This window comes from Candidatus Dadabacteria bacterium (genome assembly GCA_026706695.1).
Taxonomy (GTDB): Bacteria; Desulfobacterota_D; UBA1144; order Nemesobacterales; family Nemesobacteraceae; genus Nemesobacter.
This window is the reverse complement of record JAPOYE010000105.1, coordinates 1-17426: the sequence shown is the minus strand read 5'-3', so window position 1 is coordinate 17426 and position 17426 is coordinate 1. Positions and strand designations below refer to the sequence as shown.

Genomic DNA, 17426 nt, shown 5'->3' with positions numbered 1-17426 from the left:
GCGAATTCAGGAGGCTAAAAGCTCCTTTCATCCCGTCAAAACCCGTCGGAAAAACCCCGCCTCAACACAATTAAATCGATTGCGGTTCTGCTGGCGGGTAAAATACCGTGTCGTGGGCATAAAACCTAAGGAAATAAACGAATTTACCGAAAAAGCTCTTCAGATCGTCTGGGACAACGGTGAAGAAAGCATATTCTTTTACGACGAGCTCAGAGAGATCTGTCCCTGCGCCACCTGCAGGAGGCTCAGAAAAAAGAGCAGAACCGGAAAACTTCCGTTTAAGAAACGGATACCCCTCGGAAAAAGCAGCATGATGCCGGAGAGGATAGAGTACGTAGGGAATTACGCCATAAGGTTCATAGGCGAAAACTGGTGTGAAACCGGATTCTATACCTTTGATTTCTTAAGGAAAAACAGCGTTCCGGGCGAATAAGGTCCCCCCGGCGGAAAATCACGCCCGTCGTGCGCTTATGGAAAGCCACTTTCTGGTAACAAAGTGGTTCCCGTCCTCATTCACTTCCCCGTGGAGAAGAATTGCCGGCTCAACGGCGTTTTTCATAGCATCGGAAACTGCCTCATCCGGATAGCCGTGAAGGGCGCCGGCGGCATACTGCTGGAAAGAACTTATGTACTCCCATGCCTCTTTCGTAAGATCGGCGGCGAATTCCTGAGCGTCAACAAGGTCAAATCCCACCTTGCCCACGAGTTCTTCATAGTAGGAGCGCGGGTGAAACTTCGCGGCTTCGGCTTTCCCCTCGATCTTTACTCTTTTCACTCCTTGTTTTCTCAGGAACTGGACGGCGTTTCTCACCTGGGTTCTGTAGAAAGGTATGGTCTCCTCAGGTCTTGCCCCTTCGTAAAAAGAGGTATTGAAAAAAAACCAGCCCCCGGGTTTAAGCGCTTTCTTGATCGCCTTGAGGCTCTTCAGTTGCTCCTCTTCGTCGAGGTAATGTATGCCGTTGCCCCATATGGCCACGTCAAGACTTTTCGGAGGCAGATCAAGTTCCTGTATTGAGGAATTGATAAGAGTCAACTTGTCAATCTCTTTTTCAAGCCTGCGCTTGGTAAGCTTAAGAGCACCTGCCGACTGATCAAGGCAGAACACCGCCGACTCTTTCAGATTTGCGGGAAGCATTTCGAAAAAAAGCTGCGCCATGGTGCCCGCGCCTGTAGCGACGTCAAGGAACCTGTCGAGACTCTCCACCCCTCTTTCAACCATTATCTGGATCCAGCTTCTGGTCATATCGCCGTTTACCTTCCTGTACTCCTCGGTATCGGCAAAAGGCTCGTAATTGTAATCTTCTATATGCTCTTCCATCATCTCTCTCCTCGGCTCTTGACCCGTCCGAACGACTTACTCTTTATACCCTGAATTCTAACATAATAACAAGAACAAGATTAAAAAAAACCAACCGAGAAAGTTTTAAAACGACGGAAGAGGTCAGAATCCCCTTTTTTCTCCCCAGAATATTTTGTGAAGCTGCGGAAGCACTCTTACATTCTCCATGCCGTCGCGCAGGACTCTCTCGGCTATCCAGTCCGCTTTTGTACCGTAAACGGGCTGGAATATGATTGAAGCCCTTATGCGGCGCTTCGCCATAACGCTCCTTGCGTATTGGTAGTCCGCGCTATCCGCTATCACGAACTTGAGCTGATCCTTTTCCTCCAAGGCGTCATAAAGCGAAAAATCCATCCTGGAGGCCATGCCCGAACCGGGACACTTGCAGTCCATGCTCACGACCGAATTGGGATGGGAAAAAATTCCGGGCGGCTTCTTGTGTCCGCTTGTTTCAAGCACTACCACAAAATCCCTCTCGAGCAGAAATTCCGTTACCTCTTCCACGGCATCCCGCTGAATAAGCGGCTCCCCACCGGTTATGCAGACGCGGGAGCATCCGTATTCAAGAACCTTGCTCAGGACCTCGCTGGCTTCCATCTCCCGGAAGTCATTCCCCTCCACGGCGTACATAGTGTCGCACCAACTGCATCTGAGATCACAGGCAAAAAGCCTGAGAAAGACCGTCGGCAGCCCAATATGGATTCCTTCACCCTGTATTGAAAAGAAAATTTCGCTTACCTTCATCGCAGTTACGCCTCATATTCCGTCGGATCATCCACATCCGCTTCGATAAAGGCTCTTTTTCTCTCCCTGCACGAACTGCAGGTGCCGCAGTGCATACGGGAACCCACGTAGCACGACCACGTATCTTCGAAAGGAACCCCGAGACGCGCACCGAGTCTGACTATCCCCGACTTGTCCATATCTATAAACGGGGCAATTATGGTGAGGCGTTCGTTATCAGTCGCGAGTCTCTCCGCTTTCTCGAAAGCCGAAACGAACTCCGCTCGGCAGTCGGGATACACACCCCTGTCGGAATGATGCGCGCCGTAGAACACAGCGTCGCAGCCGATACCCTGTGAATAGGCAACCGAAAGGGAGAGAAAGATGGCGTTTCGGTTCGGAACGACTGTTGCCGACAGGGTCTCGTAATTGCGCGCCGTCGCGGAAACCTTGGGAATCTCGACGTCCCGGTCGGTAAGCGCAGAGGCGCCGAAAAGAGTCCTTACGGAAGAAAGATCAATTATGTTGGCAGAAAGCCCCAGATGCCGGCATACATTTTCTGAGGAGCAGACCTCTCTTTCGTGTTTCTGTCCGTAGATAAATGTAAGAGGGAAGACTTCGTATCCTTCCCGAACTGCCTTGTAGCAGAGAGTAGAACTGTCCACGCCTCCAGAGACCATGACAACCGCTTTTCCAGACACTCCCTTAATATTAAAGTCGAAAAAAACAAATGACAATTGCTCCGACCGGACTCGCTCCGAACAACGGGCAGAGAAAACGGTAATTTAAATGGTTTCAGCATGTTGGCAGAAACAAATCCAAATTATATACTTATTCACCCGAGAATTAGGGGAGCAAAGGCGCTTTCATGAGCAAGACAGAAAAAGAACATGAACAGGTCCTTCTTTTCGATGATTTTCCAAGCATCTCGAAGGAAACCTGGAAAAAAGAAGCCGAAAAGAGGGTTTCCTATAAAGATCTCGTATGGCATACCGAAGACGGCATAGAGGTTGAACCCTTCTACACCGAAGAAGAAGCCAGGAACCTTTTCCTGGGGGAAACCCCGCTTCCGGGAGAATTTCCGTTCGTCCGGGGAACCAGCGAAAAAGATAACAGCTGGCTCCTTACAGAAGAGGTAAAGCTCACCACGCCGAAAGAGACCAGAGTCGCGGCGCTTGCGGCAATAGAGGGCGGAGCGGATTCTCTTACCTTCATCCCGCAGGGGGAAATGAAGCGCAAGGACCTCGAAACTCTCCTAAAGGATATAGACCCCCTGCGCATCGGCATAAACTTCGCCTTGAGAGAGGACCCGGAAAAAGCCTGCGCCCTTTTCGTCTCCTCCTGCGCCAGAAAAGAAATCGACACGCAGGAACTCAGCGGAGTCATGTTCTTCGACCCTCTGTCGCGTCTGCTTGGACACGAATCCCCTGCAACACCGCTTGATGAGAATGTGGAAAAAATCGCAAAAGCCATCGGGTATCTCTCAGACGCCGCGCCCGGCTACGCGGCGTTCTCGGTGAAAAGCTCGACGTTTAAAGACTCAGGCGCGACTATAAGCCAAGAACTCGCCTTCACTGTCGCCGCGGCCGTCGAGTATCTGGTTATGCTCCGCCAAAAAGGCGTTGATTCAGACAGCACCTGCCGCCACCTTGTTTTTTCCTTCTCCACGGGCTCGAGCTACTTTGCGGAAATTGCCAAGCTTCGCGCCGCAAGAGCACTCTGGGCGAATGTCGCCCAGCAGTTTTGCCCCGCCTCCGCCGAATCCACGAAAATGAGGATCCATTGCCGCACCACGGGCTTCAACAAAACTATTTACGACCCGCACACAAACATACTGCGGACGGCGCTTGAAGCCATGGCGTCCGTAATCGGGGGGACGGATTCCCTGACCGTGGAGCCCTTTGACGCCCACTACAGAGAACCCGACGGATTATCAAGGAGAGTGGCGAGGAACATTCAGCTTCTGGCAAAAAACGAATCCCACCTCGACGCGGTGACCGACCCCGGAGGTGGTTCCTACCACATAGAGAAACTGACGCAGTCCATTTCGCAGAAATCCCTCGAGCTGTTCCAAGAAATAGAGAAAAAAGGCGGCTACCTTGAGTGCCTTAAAAGCGGCTTCATACAGAACGCGGTCGAGGACAGCAGAAAAAAAGCCCTGAGCGACATCTCCCGGAGGAAAAAAACGCTTGTCGGAACAAACGAGTTTCCCAACCTGCTGGAAAAAATGGCGGGAGACATCCGGAAAACCCCGCCCGCGGAAAAAGAGAAAAACGGTTCGGCCCCGACGGTAGCGCCTCTTACGGAATCAAGGGCAGCTCAAGTTTTTGAGAGAATAAGGCTTCTAAGCGAAGAATACGCGGAGAGAACGGGCGAGGCGCCAAAAGTTTTCCTGCTTCACCTGAGCGATTCGCCGCAGACAGTCGCAAGATCGGTTTTTTCGATGAATTTCTTCGGGTGCGGGGGGTTCTCAATAGTCGACGGAGCGGACAATCCGGGCATTGACGAGGGAATTGCGGCAGCCTTGCGCGAGAATCCGCTTGCGGTAGGGATTTGCGGTTCCGACAAAGATTACGAGCAGTTTGCAGAGGAGGCCGCAATGAAACTCAGGGACAAGGGAGCGGAAATAAAAATTGTCGTTCCGGGCGGCGGACAAGGCGAACGGGAAAGGCTCGCCGAGGCAGGTGTAGATGATTTTATCAATGCGGAGTCGGATGTCCGCGACATGCTTGAGCGATACCAGCAGCTGCTTTTCTCAGACGAGGCAGGACCATGAGACCTGATTTTTCGAAAATAAATCTCGGCTTCGGTTCGAACGGCAGCAGCAACGCACGTGCGAGCGGAGGTATCGCAAGGGAATCACCGGAGAAAATAGACATAAAGGAGTTTTACGTCCCAAACGACCTCAGCGATTCCGAACACCTGGGATTTGTCTCCGGAATTCCGCCCTACCTCCGCGGACCCTACCCGACCATGTACATCACGAGACCCTGGACCATCAGACAGTACGCGGGATTCTCCACTGCGGAGGAGTCAAACGCTTTCTACAGAAGAAATCTGGCCGCGGGGCAGAAGGGACTTTCAATAGCCTTCGATCTTCCCACTCACAGGGGATATGACTCAGACCATCCCAGAGTTTCGGGAGACGTTGGAAAGGCAGGCGTAGCAATAGATTCGGTACTCGACATGGAGATTCTTCTCGATCGAATACCCCTTGATCAGATCTCGGTTTCCATGACCATGAACGGCGCGGTTCTGCCGATCATGGCTTTCTACATAGTCGTCGCGGAGCGGCAGGGAGTGGGACCGGAAAAACTCAGCGGAACGATCCAGAACGACATACTCAAGGAGTTCATGGTAAGAAACACCTACATTTACCCGCCTGAATTCTCGATGAAAATAGTCTCGGACATTTTCGAATACACATCGCAGAACATGCCGAAGTTCAATTCGATAAGCGTAAGCGGCTACCACATGGAAGAAGCGGGCGCCACGTCGGACATAGAGCTTGCCTACACGCTCGCCGACGGCCTTGAGTATTTAAGGGCGGGAGTCGAGGCGGGACTCAACATTGACGATTTCGCTCCCAGAATTTCCTTTTTCTGGGGAATAGGCATGGACCATTTCATGGAAATCGCAAAAATGAGGGCGGCGAGGATGCTCTGGGCCAAGATCGTCAGGACCTTTGAGCCCAAAAAACCGGCTTCGCTCATGCTCAGAACCCACTGCCAGACTTCGGGATGGAGCCTCACGGAGCAGGATCCGTTTAACAACGTGACGAGGACATGCGTTGAAGCACTAAGCGCGGTGCTCGGCGGCACCCAGTCACTCCACACAAACGCCCTGGATGAAGCAATCGCCCTTCCCACCGACTTTTCCGCCAGGATAGCGAGAAACACCCAGCTTTATCTTCAGAAAGAAACAGATGTATGCAGGTTGATCGATCCCTGGGCGGGATCCTACTATGTCGAGTACCTTACCCATAATTTGGCGAGAAGGGCCTGGGAACTCATAATGGAAATAGAAGAGCTGGGAGGAATGTCCAAAGCCATAGAGACCGGTTTGCCGAAGATGAGGATAGAGGAAGCGGCGGCACGAAAACAGGCGAGGATAGACTCGGGAAAAGACGTAATAGTAGGAGTCAACAGTTATAATTCGGACGCGCGGGAAGAATTCGATATACTGGAAGTGGATAACCGCAAGGTGAGGGAGAACCAGATTAAAAGACTGGAGAAACTGAAAGAAAAAAGGGATTCCGGGGCGGTTGAGCGCGCGCTTCGGAAAATCACTGAATGTGCAGAAACGGAGCAAGGCAACCTTCTCTCCCTGGCAGTTGAGGCCGCAAGGGAAAACGCCACCCTCGGAGAAATATCGGACGCGTGCGAGGAGACATGGGGAAGATACAGGCCTGGATGGCGCACGATCTCGGGAGTATATTCATCGGAAATCTCGAAGGACGCCGGATTTGCCAAGGCAAGGGAGCTTGCTGACCGTTTCGCCAGCCTAGAAGGGAGAAGACCCAGAATACTGGTCGCAAAAATGGGCCAGGACGGCCATGACCGCGGAGCGAAGATAATAGCGACGGGTTTTGCCGACCTCGGTTTCGATGTGGACATAGGCCCGCTCTTTCAGACCCCTGAAGAAGCGGCAAGACAGGCAGTTGAAAACGATGTCCACATAATCGGAATATCCAGCCTGGCCGCCGGTCACAAGACACTCATCCCCGAACTCATAAAAAAGCTCGACGAGATGGGAGGCGACGACATAATGGTGGTCGCAGGGGGGGTTATACCCAAACGCGATTACGACTATCTCAGGAACGCCGGAGTCTCTCAGATATTCGGTCCGGGGACCGTGCTGTCCGAAGCGGCCGAAGCCATACTCGTGCCCCTGACAGAAACCCGAACATGACCCCGAACAAAAAAACGGAAGCGGAAACTTACCGCCAAGGCATAGCCAAGGGAGAAATACCCGCTCTTAGCAGGGCGATAACCCTCGCGGAGAGCACCCTGCCCGAGCATAAAAAGCTTGCACGGGAAATAATCACGTGGTGTCTGCCGCGGTCCGGAAAATCCATAAGGGTGGGGATTACGGGTATACCCGGAGTTGGAAAGAGCAGCTTCATAGAATCTCTGGGTCTCTATCTGGCCCGCGAGTGCGGAAAAAAGATAGCGGTGCTCGCAATCGATCCCACGAGCAGCCAGACCGGGGGAAGCGTTTTGGGCGACAAACTCAGGATGCAGGAGCTTTCCCGGCATGAAAACGTTTATATAAGGCCCTCTCCGTCGGCCGGTTCTCTGGGGGGAGTCGCAAAAAAGACAAGCGACGCTGTGATTCTCTGTGAGGCGGCAGGGTTCGACACAATCTTTATAGAAACGGTGGGAGTCGGGCAGTCTGAAATTACCTGTCACTCCATGGTCGATTTTTTCATGCTGCTCATGATTACCGGAGCGGGAGATGATATTCAGGGAATAAAAAAAGGAATAATCGAGCGCGCCGACGCGGTATTGATAACCAAGGCGGACGGGAGAAACAAGAAAAAAGCGGAGCTTATGAAGCAGGAAATGGAAGAGTCGCTGGGATTCCACAGACCGCCCGAATCCGGGTGGGTTCCCAAGGCTTACGCCTGCTCCTCCGTTACGGGTTACGGAATAAGTGAAATCTGGCAGTGCGTCATGGACTATGAAGATCTCTGCAGAAAAAATGGATACTTTACGGAAAAAAGAAGAAAACAGGCTAAATACCGCCTGCATGAAGCACTCATCCAGAATCTTGAGGACAGCTTCTATGAGGACTCCCTCATCAAAGAAACACTCGGCAAAGTGGAAAAAGAAGTAATGGAAGGAAAAACGGATCCCTACACGGGAGCCGCGAATCTGCTCGATCTTTATTTTGAAAGGCTTAGTCCACCTCGGTCGGTACAGGAAAAATGATCATTAAAGCCCTCTCACCAAAATACATAAACGAGATCGTGAAGATCGAAAACGAGTCCTTCATCTCCCCGTGGCCGAAACAGGTGCTCGCAGATTACATCAAGAAATCCGGGTTCTTCTGCAATATAGCCATAAACGGAAGCGACGAAGAGGTCGCAGGCTACTCAATATCCACCCTTATCTACGACGAAATTCACGTATTCAAGATCGCCGTGGCGTCTTGCCACAGGAGAAAGGGAATAGCGATTGAACTGCTCTCAGACACGTTTAATTTTTATGAAAAAATGGGGGCTCTCTCGGTTATTCTCGAGGTAAGAACGACAAACACACCGGCGACCACGCTTTACGAGAAGCTCGGGTTTGAGATTGTTAGAACACGCAAGAACTACTATGGCAGGGGGAGGGGGGACGCCTATGTCATGGGTCTTGCGCTTGACAGCTACTATCAGAAGTTTCTCTCAGCCACGTAATCGGCGAGGCGACCGAGGGATTCTTTATAATCGTTCTTCGGTATCTCGTCCAGAGATTTTTTCGCTTCAACCACAAACTCCTTTGCCCGCTGCCTAGTCAAATCGACCCCGCGGTAGTGGGCCACTAGCTGAGATATCTCCGCTACCTCGGAACTATCGAGATCATCTTCCTTGTCAAGCGTTTCGATCACCTTGCGTCTCATGTCTTCCGGGGCGTTTTCAATTGAGTAGTAAAGCGGAAGGGTCATCTTCCGTTCAGCCAGGTCCTGTCCGGTTTTTTTCCCGAACTTGTTCTCTTCAGAACAGTAGTCAAGCGCGTCGTCTATAAGCTGAAAGGCTATTCCTATGTTGCGCCCGTAGCGTGAAAGAGCCCTGACCGCTCCGTTTGAAGTATCCGCCAGAAGCGCTCCGGTCTCGGTCGAGCACTCAATGAGCGCCGCCGTTTTGTGGTCAATCACGGAAAAACAGAAATCCTCCGAGATTTCGATCATCTTTCTTTCGCTCATAATCTCGAGCACATGACCCTCGGCAAGGCGCGATGAGGCCCTGGAAACCACTCTCAGGAGTTCAATGCTGCCACAGCTGTATATAAGCTCAAGGCCCCGGGCCAGCATAAAATCCCCCACGAGCACGGTGGGTTTGTTTCCCCAGACCATATTGGAAGAGGCGTTCCCCCTTCTGAACTCCGCCTGATCAACCACATCGTCGTGAAAGAGTGTGCCAGCGTGGAAAAGTTCAATCCCCGCGGCGGCCGCGATCCGGTCCTCCCCATCGGTAAGCCCGCAAGCGGCGCTTGAGAGGAGAACCAGGGAAGGCCGTATTCTCTTTCCGCCTCCGCCAAGCAGATACCTGGCTATTTCGTAAACCAGAGGAACGTCGGACTTTATGAATTCATCGATTTTCCTCTCCGTTTCGGCGAGGCTCGGGTGAATTATCTCAATTATCTCTGAGAACTCCATCGGAGGCTTAGACTATATGAATGAACCCGCCAAGTCAAAGACTGCCGACAGCAAGGCAGCAGGGAACTGGACAATCAGTTTATCAGTTACAGTTCTTACACAGATTCTCAGATGCCTTGACAGCGGTCGACAACCGTTTAGGTTAGCGGCGACCGGCCATTCTGAAGGAGATCAATGACATGTGTTGGGAGAGAATAAGCAAGGTCATTATCTGTCTGCTGCTCCTGTCCGCAACAGCATGCGGACAAGGGCCAGACAATAACCCGGACGGTAGCATCTCAAGCACGCCTCCCGCTGACACGCACGACCGCACGCTCAGCGGATCGGTCGTCATCAACAATGTGGACAGAGACATCGCACTCCGGGAAAGCGATGCGTATGAACTCGAAACAGACGGCGAGCATGAACCGGTCATCGAAAACGACACGCTGACCCTCACGGTATCGTACAGCGGCGGCTGTGAAATACACGATTTCACCCTCGTCACGGACGGCAGCTTCATGGAATCAGATCCCGTCCAGCTCGTCGTCACCCTGACACATGACGCCAACGACGACACGTGCGAGGCGTATCCGACAGATCGCTATGTCTTTGACCTGACGCCTATCAAAACGCTGTATCAGGAAGCCTACAGGACAGACAAAGGTTCCATCATCCAGCTGCATCTGCGGCACTTGCTGCATCCGCGGCACTCGGGCGAGCCCGGCGTTCTGAGCCTCGACTACACTTTCGCGCCATGATTTTTATAAACCCGCTACCCTCGCGCGTAACATACTTGCTCGAATTGCGTCGTCAATATCTTCTGCGGTAACTCTGTCCGGTTCATAGTTCCATCCTATCGCGAAAAATCCAAAACTTAGGGATTATAAACCTTACTTGACAAACTAAATTCTTTCATGTATAATCTTACCATGATTTCAAGAGGATACAACATGAAAGACAAAGCGACATTCAAAGCCCCGGGCAAAGCTCATAGAGAAGGAATCACGCTGTTAGAGCTACTGGAAATGTTTCCCGATGAGGAAACCGCCACCCGCTGGTTCGAGTCCATTATCTGGGGAGACGACCGCTTTTGCGGGAAGTGCGGAAGTACGGAAACCAAGGAAGTTCCTAATGCTAAGCCTATGCCTTATTGGTGTAAGGACTGCCGAAGTTATTTTAGCGTCCGTACCGGAACCGCCATAGCCCGTTCCAACGTCCCTCTTCAGAAGTGGGCGATCGCTATGTATCTTTGCCTTACAAGTCGTATGAGCATATCCAGCATGAAACTTCACCGAGATATAGGCGTATCCCAACCCACGGCGTGGTTCATGCTTCACAGGATCCGGGAAGCGTGGCAATGCGAAGGAAACAACGATTTCGGAGGTCCCGTGGAAGTAGATGAAACCTTCATGGGTGGCCGAGACAGAAACAAGCACAATGACAAGAGAAGTCATGTGCAGGGGCCTTCCGGCAAAGATGTTGTAGTCGGCATGAAGGACAGGAAGTCCAACAAGGTTGTTGCGAAGCGGGTATCTGGCAGGGACAAGGAGACTGTACACGGCTTTATCAGGAAGAACGTATCCCCTGAAGCGAAGGTTTACACTGATGATCACAGAAGTTACTCGGGACTTCCGAATCACGAATCAGTGAATCACAGTGTCGGTGAATGGGTCAGACTCCAAGCCCACACAAACGGGATTGAGTCCTTCTGGAGTATGCTCAAAAGAGCACACAAAGGAACCTTCCACAAAATCAGCCCGAAGCACCTTGACCGGTACATTCAGGAATTTGTCGGCAAGCACAACACGAGGGATTCAGGAACCCTTTTTCAAATGCGTTCCACGGTCGCCGGTCTTATGGGTCGCAACTTGCTTTACAGGGAGCTTGTCGCCGACAACGGCCTGTCTTCCCTTGCTCGGTCTTAACAAGGCCTTGGCGAGGGTTTCAGGGGTTGCCCCCTTGAGGTCTCGTTCTCTGTCGATTACGGGTTTCATGATTTATCCTCATTCAAAAGGCAGTCTCTTAACTCAACCGCCAAAACTCTTAATACCTGCTCCTTATCCAACCCGCGTTTATAAGCGGATGTTTTCACTTTCTCTTCCATGCTTTCAGGCAAAACCTTTCCTCTCACATACCCGAGACAGAATTCTTGAATTTCATAGGGATGCTTGTCTGCAACTTCATTGACAAGAGCGGGGGCTGTTTCTTTTGCCCACTGAAATGCTTGAATTTCTTTTGAAATATCTTTCCCCAAGTCTGTCAGTTCTAAGGGGCTTGATCTTCCGGTGGTTGGATTTGGCGAAAGATTTGAAAGGATTTCTTTAATGTCTGTGCGGATTTCCTCTATCGATTTTTTGAGCGTATTTACATCTGCTCGGAGAGAACCCGCCCAGTAGAAAATCCCAGCAATCGCCACAATAATAGCAACAACAATAGTAGGATTGTTTTCAATGAAAGTACCCATGATACGTATAAATATAAGCACGAATCACAGACATTTAAACAGAGGCTCCGATCGCCTCACTAATACGAAAAAGGTGTTATCAAGATAATAATTGTACACACAAAAAAATCAAGGAGATCTTTTATAATTTCTCGGAAGAATATACTTGCTGGCTTAACGTTTTCTCAAAAGTAATTATATTTGATGAAATTGAAGACTTTTTAAGGAGAGATAAATGAAACAAAAACTCACCATAAAGTATCCACTCATATTATTTGTCTGTTTATTCCTAATGGGCATGAGTGCTCATGCCCAAACCAATAAAAATGATGAAACCAGAAGTTGGGATTGGGCATTTGAAAACGGTGAAATAACAATGCATTGGAGCGGCCTTGGTGCTGACCCCGAAACAAAAAATGAATATTTTGATTGTATTGAAGAATGGTATGGATATGTTCATGACGGTTACTACAAACCATACGAATATTCATCTTATACCAAAGCGTATGACGTGCTATGGAAATTAATCTATGAAACAAAGAAAAATCAAAAAGAAACAATCTCTTATGGGCTTATTGAGCATAATAAGCATAAAAGATTTCGGATAATGAAATCTATTTGCTATCCTAAATCACGATTACCTTAGAGGTTCTTGGGTAACATTGTATATAGTCCCCAGAATTTTTACTGGTTTAAACCCCATTTTTGAGGGCCATCCCTCTCTGCTTTTCCCTCACTCTCTAATTGATGCAAAACAGCTTTAACTATTCTTTTACAACTGCATTCGTGTAAGGGAAGGTCAAGTTTCTTTGAAACCTCAACCACTGTTGACAGCCTTTCTCTAGAGAGCTCTTGTAAGACTGCCTCTTTGAGACAATACACACCTACCGTCGCTAGGGTTTTTGGTTCTATCATTGTGTAACCTCCCATATGGTTTTATTTGCCCAGTTGGATTCCATGAGGGAAGATTATAGTGGGATTAAAGAGAGGCTGTCAAGTAATCTTTATAATTCCCAAAACTTAATTGACTCCTTGCACCGACAAGTCAAAGACTAGACACCACCGTTAACCTGATGTAAGTTTCCTTTTTTTAAATAAAATTTTTCGTAAAACAGTCCTCAAGAACATAAAGGTAAACCGCTTTGAACCTGTTCGATATCTTACTCTTGTTAATGATCCTGGCCTCCTTCGGGGCAGGACTCAGATCAGGCCTTATAAAACAGGTCTTCTCTCTCGCCTCCATAGTAGGGGGAGCAGCACTGGGCTTTTTCTTCTATAAGCCGCTTGGGGCTATTCTGCTTGAAAAAAATATTATCGCCGAACCGAGAATCGCAGACATCCTGGGATTTCTGGTCGTAGCCTGCCTTGCATACATGCTCATATACTATCTTTCCCATCTTCTGACGGACCTGCTGGAGAAGATCAAGATGGGATGGATCAATCACCTCCTCGGCGGTGCGATGGGCTTTATAATAGGTCTGCTGCTCTGCTACCTGGCAGTAACCGGGATCAAGCAGTTTGTGGATGAGGATGCTCCTTTCCTCAGGAATTCCGTTCTGGTTCCCAAGGTCATCACCGGATATCACATTATCAGGGAACAGGCGCCGGGTGATCTTGACGAGAGTCTGGAAAAACTCCAGGAACTGCGGGAAGGAAAGCGGGAATCAAACTCTGAGTGAGCACTGAATGAATCGTATCAGAGTTGAAGAGCCATTGACCGACCTCTACCACGCATCGTAATTAGGGTATCGATAGCCGAAAGCCTCTCTGAAGCCGTGGAAGAGTTTCTGACCGTCAATAAAAAGAGACCCGCCTGTTGGAAGATCCAATCATACAAACTTCCCAAAAATAACCCCGCCGGGCCCAGAAGTCATCCCTGTGAATCCCGCATTCACAACATATTTTAATCGCATAACACTCCGCTCCCTTAATTAACCCCGCCGATTCAGTTAAACTCTTATCAAAAGAACGTTTCGCGCATGGCTTTTCTCCAGAACGACTCGCAGCATGGTCTCGATAACTACTCTTGACGAATTCATCATAAGAAATCAGTATGAATTCCCCTATTCCACCGGGGAGCTCTCAAGACTGCTTCGGGATATAGGGTTCGCGGCGAAAATAGTCCACAGGGAAGTGAACAAAGCGGGGCTGGTCGCGGACATCCTTGGCAAGACGGGACAGGTAAACATCCAGGGGGAAGAGGTAAGAAAGCTTGATTCCTACGCGAACGAGAAGTTTCTGACCGCGCTTGAACATGGCGGAGAATGCGCGGGGGTGGCGTCTGAGGAGAACGAGGACTTTATAGCATTTTCCGACGAGAACTCGAGAAACTCGAAATACATCATAGCCATCGACCCTCTCGACGGATCCTCCAACATAGACGTGAACGTATCGGTTGGAACCATATTTTCCGTATACAGAAGAACGTCAAAGATGTTCTCCCCGTGTCTCAAGGAGGATTTTCTGCAGCCGGGCAAGGCCCAGACGGCCGCCGGGTACATAATATACGGTTCTTCGACCATGCTGGTGTACACTACCGGCCACGGAGTAAACGGGTTTACCCTTGACCCCTCGATAGGAGAGTTCTGCCTCTCCCATCCGAACATAAAGATCCCGAGCCACGGCAATATCTTCTCGGTCAACTACTATAACTACTCAAAATTCCCCGACAGGGTAAAGGAGTATCTCGATCACTGCAGAGACGGAGACGGCAGTTCCAGACTTTCGCTTCGGTACGTCGGGTCCATGGTAGCGGACATACACAGGAACCTGCTCAAGGGAGGAATATTTCTCTATCCGCGGACTTCGGATTCTCCCGACGGAAAACTCAGGCTTCTCTACGAGTGCAACCCGATGGCCTTCATCGTGGAACAGGCCGGAGGAGCGTCGTCAAGCGGAACGGAGAGGACTCTTGACATTCAGCCGACGGAACTTCACCAGAGAACCCCCATATATATAGGTTCCTACAACATGGTAAGTAAGTTCCTCAACTTTTTGAAGAACCCCAAAGAACCTGAGGAGGAGTAAAAATGGGTGAAAAAATAAGCTTCGGGCTTACCGCCCCCCTTCCGGGAAAACCGGTTACGGAACTTGTGGACTTCGCCGTCCGCTGCGAGGAGGCCGGTTTCGACGCCGTGTGGTATCCAGACCACATACTGTTTATGGCGAAAAAACTGACTCCTGAAGTATGGTCGGTAATCACGGCAGCGGCGGTAAAGACGGACAGAATCCGCCTTGGAGCCATAGGGGACCCTCACAGGTCCCACCCCGCGATGTTCGCCCACAGACTCGCAACCATAGACAACCTCTCCGGGGGAAGAGCGTTCAGCTGCCTTGGGTACGGGGAAAAAATGAATCTTGACTACTACGGCATAAGCTGGAACAGGCCTCTTGCGCGTCTTAGGGAATCCGTGCCGCTTATGAGGCGGCTTTGGGCCGGGGAGACGGTAAGCTTCAAGGGGGAATTCTTCTCCCTCAGCGAAGCCGAAGTAAGGGTACCTCCAGTTAACGGAAAGGACGTTCCCGTATACATAGCCGCGACCGGACCGAAGGCCCTAGGGGTCGCAGGCGCGCTCGGAAACGGATGGGTAACAAATGCGATGCCCACATGGGTTTTTTCGAGCAAACTCGCCGAAGTGGAGAAGGCCATGGGAGAGAACGCCGCCGCAGAGAACTTTGAGAAGTGCATATATATTTTCGTGTCCGTCGCCGAGGATAAGGACACCGCCTACGAGACCCTTGACAGAATAAAGCACGCTATAATCTGGCCCGACGTGATAGAGGAAGCCGGGTACGACCTCGAAATAGAACCGCAGTACAAGGGGCTTTCCTATACGAGCATAATGCCCAACGATCAGGACATGCTAGCAAGATTCAGGCAAATGGGAGAAAAATACTATACGAGGGATATACTGTCCGACTTCGTTATATACGGAACGGCTGGCGACGCGATAAAAAGGTTCGAAGAATATATAGAAGCCGGAGTCACCCACTTCATAATCAGGGATTTCAGCCCTGACCTGGAATACTCCTTCAATGCCCTTGCGGGAGAAGTAATAAGTCACTTCAGGTAGGAACCCGAGACTTCTCAGGCAATCGTGATTTTCCGCTCCAGGTAGACGTTCTGAACACTCTTTAGAAGCGCTACCCCTTCCTTAAAGGGTTTCTGGAAAGATTTTCTTCCGCTTATGAGCCCCATCCCCCCTGCCCTTTTGTTTACAATGGCGGTTCTTACCGCATCTGCAAGATCGTCCGAACCCGAGGCGCCTCCCGAATTTATCAGTCCTAGCCTCCCCATGTAGCAGTTTGCGACTTGGTAGCGGGTAAGGTCTATGGGGTGGTCAGAGGTAAGATCTGAATAAACCCTATCGTGGGTCTTTCCGAAGGAGAGGGCCGTAAAGCCTCCGTTGTTCTCCGGGAGCTTCTGCTTGACTATATCTGCCCCTATGGTCACCGAGAGGTGATTCGCCTGCCCCGTGAGATCGGCCGAAACATGGTAATCGGCCTCGTCCTGCTTGAAAGCCGGGTTTCTCAGGTAAGCCCAGAGTATGGTCGCAAGTCCCAGGGAATGGGCGTGGCTGAAAACCTCCGATATTTCCTGGATCTGGCGGGAACTTTCCTCGGAACCGAAATATACAGTCGCCCCAATTGCCACTGCCCCCATCTGAAAGGCCTGATCCACGTTTCCGAAAAGAATCTGGTCAAAAGTATTAGGGTAGCTCAGAAGCTCATTGTGATTGATCTTTGCTATAAAAGGAATCTTGTGCGCGTATTTTCTTGAGACCGAAGCCAGCGCTCCCACGGTCGAGGCAACGCCGTTGCATCCCCCCTCCATGGCAAGCTTCACTATGTTCTCCGGATCGAAATACATGGGATTCACCGCAAAAGACGCTCCCGCGGAGTGCTCAACTCCCTGGTCCACCGGCAGGATTGATATGTATCCCGTTCCCCCTAGGCGACCGTGGTCAAGGATAGTCTGCAGGTTCCTTATCACGGCGGGCGACCGGTCGTTCTGCACGAACACCTCCTCCACGTAGCCCGGGCCGGGAAGATAAAGATCTTTTTTGCTTATCGTAGTGCACTTGTGACCGAGCAGGTATTCCGAGTCCTCTCCCAGCACCGCCTCTATATCACTGATTTTCTTGAGTTCCTTTATGGCCATGGGTTCTCCCTTGAAAAAATCTTAAGATCCTACTGAAATAAATACCTGATCGGGCCCTAGCTGTCACTGAGAATCGATATTCCCGGAAGGTCTACGCCGCCTAGAAATTCAAAACAGGCCCCGCCCCCGGTCGACACGTGGGTCGCTTCGGAGAACTTGACCCCGGACTTTTTAAGTGACGCCACGCTGTCTCCTCCTCCGAGAACCGTGGTGGCCCCCCTCCATGTGGCAAGCGCAAACGATCTGGCGATGGCGCTTGTGCCGTTTGAAAAATCGTCCACCTCGAAAAATCCCATGGGACCGTTCCAGAAAACCGTGCCTTCCCCTTTTATATGCGAGGTGAATTTCTCTACAGTCTTCGGCCCTATGTCAAAAGCCGTCATGTCGTCGGGAATCTCTGCGCCTGTAACCACTAC

The 17426-nt window shown here is 50.6% G+C and carries 19 protein-coding genes; 11 read left to right on the top strand and 8 right to left on the bottom strand.

Annotated elements, in window-relative coordinates; all coding sequences use genetic code 11:
• The first annotated feature begins 112 nt into the window (after positions 1–112).
• Positions 113–433: a DUF971 domain-containing protein gene (locus tag OXG10_08135; GenBank protein MCY3827324.1), complete on the top strand. Its 321-nt coding sequence runs from the start codon at positions 113–115 to the stop codon at positions 431–433.
• Between the two features lie 18 nt (positions 434–451).
• Here the strand turns inward: OXG10_08135 and OXG10_08130 are convergent, their stop codons facing one another.
• The 3 genes from OXG10_08130 to queC all read right to left on the bottom strand — a co-directional run bounded on the left by OXG10_08130 (position 452) and on the right by queC (position 2763).
• Positions 452–1318 carry a class I SAM-dependent methyltransferase gene (locus OXG10_08130; GenBank protein ID MCY3827323.1) on the bottom strand — a complete coding sequence of 289 codons (867 nt, stop codon included), beginning with the start codon at positions 1316–1318 and terminating at the stop codon, positions 452–454.
• A gap of 123 nt (positions 1319–1441) precedes the next feature.
• Complete coding sequence (locus OXG10_08125; protein ID MCY3827322.1) at positions 1442–2083, bottom strand: radical SAM protein; 642 nt, start codon at positions 2081–2083, stop codon at positions 1442–1444.
• A 5-nt stretch (positions 2084–2088) separates the two neighbouring features.
• On the bottom strand, positions 2089–2763 hold the full coding sequence (queC, locus tag OXG10_08120) for a 7-cyano-7-deazaguanine synthase QueC (GenBank protein ID MCY3827321.1): 675 nt from the start codon (positions 2761–2763) through the stop codon (positions 2089–2091).
• Between the two features lie 167 nt (positions 2764–2930).
• On the opposite strand from queC, the gene OXG10_08115 reads away from it, so the two are divergent.
• Genes OXG10_08115 through rimI form a run of 4 tightly spaced genes read left to right on the top strand, consistent with a single transcriptional unit; the run spans position 2931 to position 8465 of the window.
• Complete coding sequence (locus OXG10_08115) at positions 2931–4838, top strand: methylmalonyl-CoA mutase family protein (GenBank protein ID MCY3827320.1); 1908 nt, start codon at positions 2931–2933, stop codon at positions 4836–4838.
• Positions 4835–6973, top strand: coding sequence for a methylmalonyl-CoA mutase (gene scpA, locus OXG10_08110; protein ID MCY3827319.1), 2139 nt, complete (start codon positions 4835–4837; stop codon positions 6971–6973). The genes OXG10_08115 and scpA overlap by 4 nt, the downstream gene beginning before the upstream one ends.
• Positions 6970–7995, top strand: coding sequence for a methylmalonyl Co-A mutase-associated GTPase MeaB (gene meaB / locus OXG10_08105; GenBank protein MCY3827318.1), 1026 nt, complete (start codon positions 6970–6972; stop codon positions 7993–7995). The genes scpA and meaB overlap by 4 nt, the downstream gene beginning before the upstream one ends.
• Positions 7992–8465: a ribosomal protein S18-alanine N-acetyltransferase gene (gene rimI, locus OXG10_08100; GenBank protein MCY3827317.1), complete on the top strand. Its 474-nt coding sequence runs from the start codon at positions 7992–7994 to the stop codon at positions 8463–8465. The genes meaB and rimI overlap by 4 nt, the downstream gene beginning before the upstream one ends.
• On the opposite strand, the gene OXG10_08095 is transcribed toward rimI, so the two are convergent.
• Positions 8441–9424, bottom strand: a complete 984-nt coding sequence (locus tag OXG10_08095; protein MCY3827316.1) for a polyprenyl synthetase family protein — start codon at positions 9422–9424, stop codon at positions 8441–8443. The two genes, rimI and OXG10_08095, sit on opposite strands and share 25 nt — an antisense overlap.
• A gap of 179 nt (positions 9425–9603) precedes the next feature.
• Here OXG10_08095 and OXG10_08090 point away from each other — a divergent pair, with 179 nt between their 5' ends.
• Complete coding sequence (locus OXG10_08090) at positions 9604–10164, top strand: hypothetical protein (GenBank protein MCY3827315.1); 561 nt, start codon at positions 9604–9606, stop codon at positions 10162–10164.
• Positions 10165–10356: 192 nt separating this feature from the next.
• On the top strand, positions 10357–11331 hold the full coding sequence (locus OXG10_08085; protein ID MCY3827314.1) for an IS1595 family transposase: 975 nt from the start codon (positions 10357–10359) through the stop codon (positions 11329–11331).
• 65 nt (positions 11332–11396) lie between these two features.
• Here the strand turns inward: OXG10_08085 and OXG10_08080 are convergent, their stop codons facing one another.
• Positions 11397–11870: a hypothetical protein gene (locus tag OXG10_08080; GenBank protein MCY3827313.1), complete on the bottom strand. Its 474-nt coding sequence runs from the start codon at positions 11868–11870 to the stop codon at positions 11397–11399.
• Positions 11871–12084: 214 nt separating this feature from the next.
• Between OXG10_08080 and OXG10_08075 the strand changes: the two genes are divergently transcribed.
• The gene (locus OXG10_08075; GenBank protein ID MCY3827312.1) at positions 12085–12495 is read left to right on the top strand and encodes a hypothetical protein; all 411 of its coding nucleotides are present in this window, start codon (positions 12085–12087) and stop codon (positions 12493–12495) included.
• 38 nt (positions 12496–12533) lie between these two features.
• On the opposite strand, the gene OXG10_08070 is transcribed toward OXG10_08075, so the two are convergent.
• On the bottom strand, positions 12534–12764 hold the full coding sequence (locus OXG10_08070; protein ID MCY3827311.1) for a hypothetical protein: 231 nt from the start codon (positions 12762–12764) through the stop codon (positions 12534–12536).
• A gap of 227 nt (positions 12765–12991) precedes the next feature.
• Here OXG10_08070 and OXG10_08065 point away from each other — a divergent pair, with 227 nt between their 5' ends.
• From OXG10_08065 to OXG10_08055, 3 genes are all read left to right on the top strand, one after another.
• Complete coding sequence (locus OXG10_08065; protein ID MCY3827310.1) at positions 12992–13528, top strand: CvpA family protein; 537 nt, start codon at positions 12992–12994, stop codon at positions 13526–13528.
• Between the two features lie 328 nt (positions 13529–13856).
• Positions 13857–14876 (top strand): class 1 fructose-bisphosphatase, encoded by a 1020-nt coding sequence (fbp, locus tag OXG10_08060; protein MCY3827309.1) that lies wholly within the window; start codon positions 13857–13859, stop codon positions 14874–14876.
• Positions 14877–14878: 2 nt separating this feature from the next.
• Positions 14879–15922 (top strand): LLM class flavin-dependent oxidoreductase, encoded by a 1044-nt coding sequence (locus OXG10_08055; protein ID MCY3827308.1) that lies wholly within the window; start codon positions 14879–14881, stop codon positions 15920–15922.
• Between the two features lie 14 nt (positions 15923–15936).
• Here OXG10_08055 and OXG10_08050 read toward each other — a convergent pair whose 3' ends face one another.
• On the bottom strand, positions 15937–17010 hold the full coding sequence (locus OXG10_08050) for a class I fructose-bisphosphate aldolase (protein ID MCY3827307.1): 1074 nt from the start codon (positions 17008–17010) through the stop codon (positions 15937–15939).
• Positions 17011–17066: 56 nt separating this feature from the next.
• The coding region (pgk, locus tag OXG10_08045) for a phosphoglycerate kinase (GenBank protein ID MCY3827306.1) at positions 17067–17426 on the bottom strand (360 nt) is incomplete at its 5' end.

Bases quoted from the DNA above. Each gene is read 5' to 3' on its own strand.
- OXG10_08130 (MCY3827323.1), bottom strand. From the start codon at position 1,318: ATGGAAGAGCATATAGAAGATTACAATTACGAGCCTTTTGCCGATACC.
- OXG10_08125 (MCY3827322.1), bottom strand. From the start codon at position 2,083: ATGAAGGTAAGCGAAATTTTCTTTTCAATACAGGGTGAAGGAATCCAT.
- OXG10_08115 (MCY3827320.1), top strand. From the start codon at position 2,931: ATGAGCAAGACAGAAAAAGAACATGAACAGGTCCTTCTTTTCGATGAT.
- scpA (MCY3827319.1), top strand. From the start codon at position 4,835: ATGAGACCTGATTTTTCGAAAATAAATCTCGGCTTCGGTTCGAACGGC.
- meaB (MCY3827318.1), top strand. From the start codon at position 6,970: ATGACCCCGAACAAAAAAACGGAAGCGGAAACTTACCGCCAAGGCATA.
- rimI (MCY3827317.1), top strand. From the start codon at position 7,992: ATGATCATTAAAGCCCTCTCACCAAAATACATAAACGAGATCGTGAAG.
- OXG10_08095 (MCY3827316.1), bottom strand. From the start codon at position 9,424: ATGGAGTTCTCAGAGATAATTGAGATAATTCACCCGAGCCTCGCCGAA.
- OXG10_08090 (MCY3827315.1), top strand. From the start codon at position 9,604: ATGTGTTGGGAGAGAATAAGCAAGGTCATTATCTGTCTGCTGCTCCTG.
- OXG10_08085 (MCY3827314.1), top strand. From the start codon at position 10,357: ATGAAAGACAAAGCGACATTCAAAGCCCCGGGCAAAGCTCATAGAGAA.
- OXG10_08080 (MCY3827313.1), bottom strand. From the start codon at position 11,870: ATGGGTACTTTCATTGAAAACAATCCTACTATTGTTGTTGCTATTATT.
- OXG10_08075 (MCY3827312.1), top strand. From the start codon at position 12,085: ATGAAACAAAAACTCACCATAAAGTATCCACTCATATTATTTGTCTGT.
- OXG10_08070 (MCY3827311.1), bottom strand. From the start codon at position 12,764: ATGATAGAACCAAAAACCCTAGCGACGGTAGGTGTGTATTGTCTCAAA.
- fbp (MCY3827309.1), top strand. From the start codon at position 13,857: ATGGTCTCGATAACTACTCTTGACGAATTCATCATAAGAAATCAGTAT.
- OXG10_08055 (MCY3827308.1), top strand. From the start codon at position 14,879: ATGGGTGAAAAAATAAGCTTCGGGCTTACCGCCCCCCTTCCGGGAAAA.
- OXG10_08050 (MCY3827307.1), bottom strand. From the start codon at position 17,010: ATGGCCATAAAGGAACTCAAGAAAATCAGTGATATAGAGGCGGTGCTG.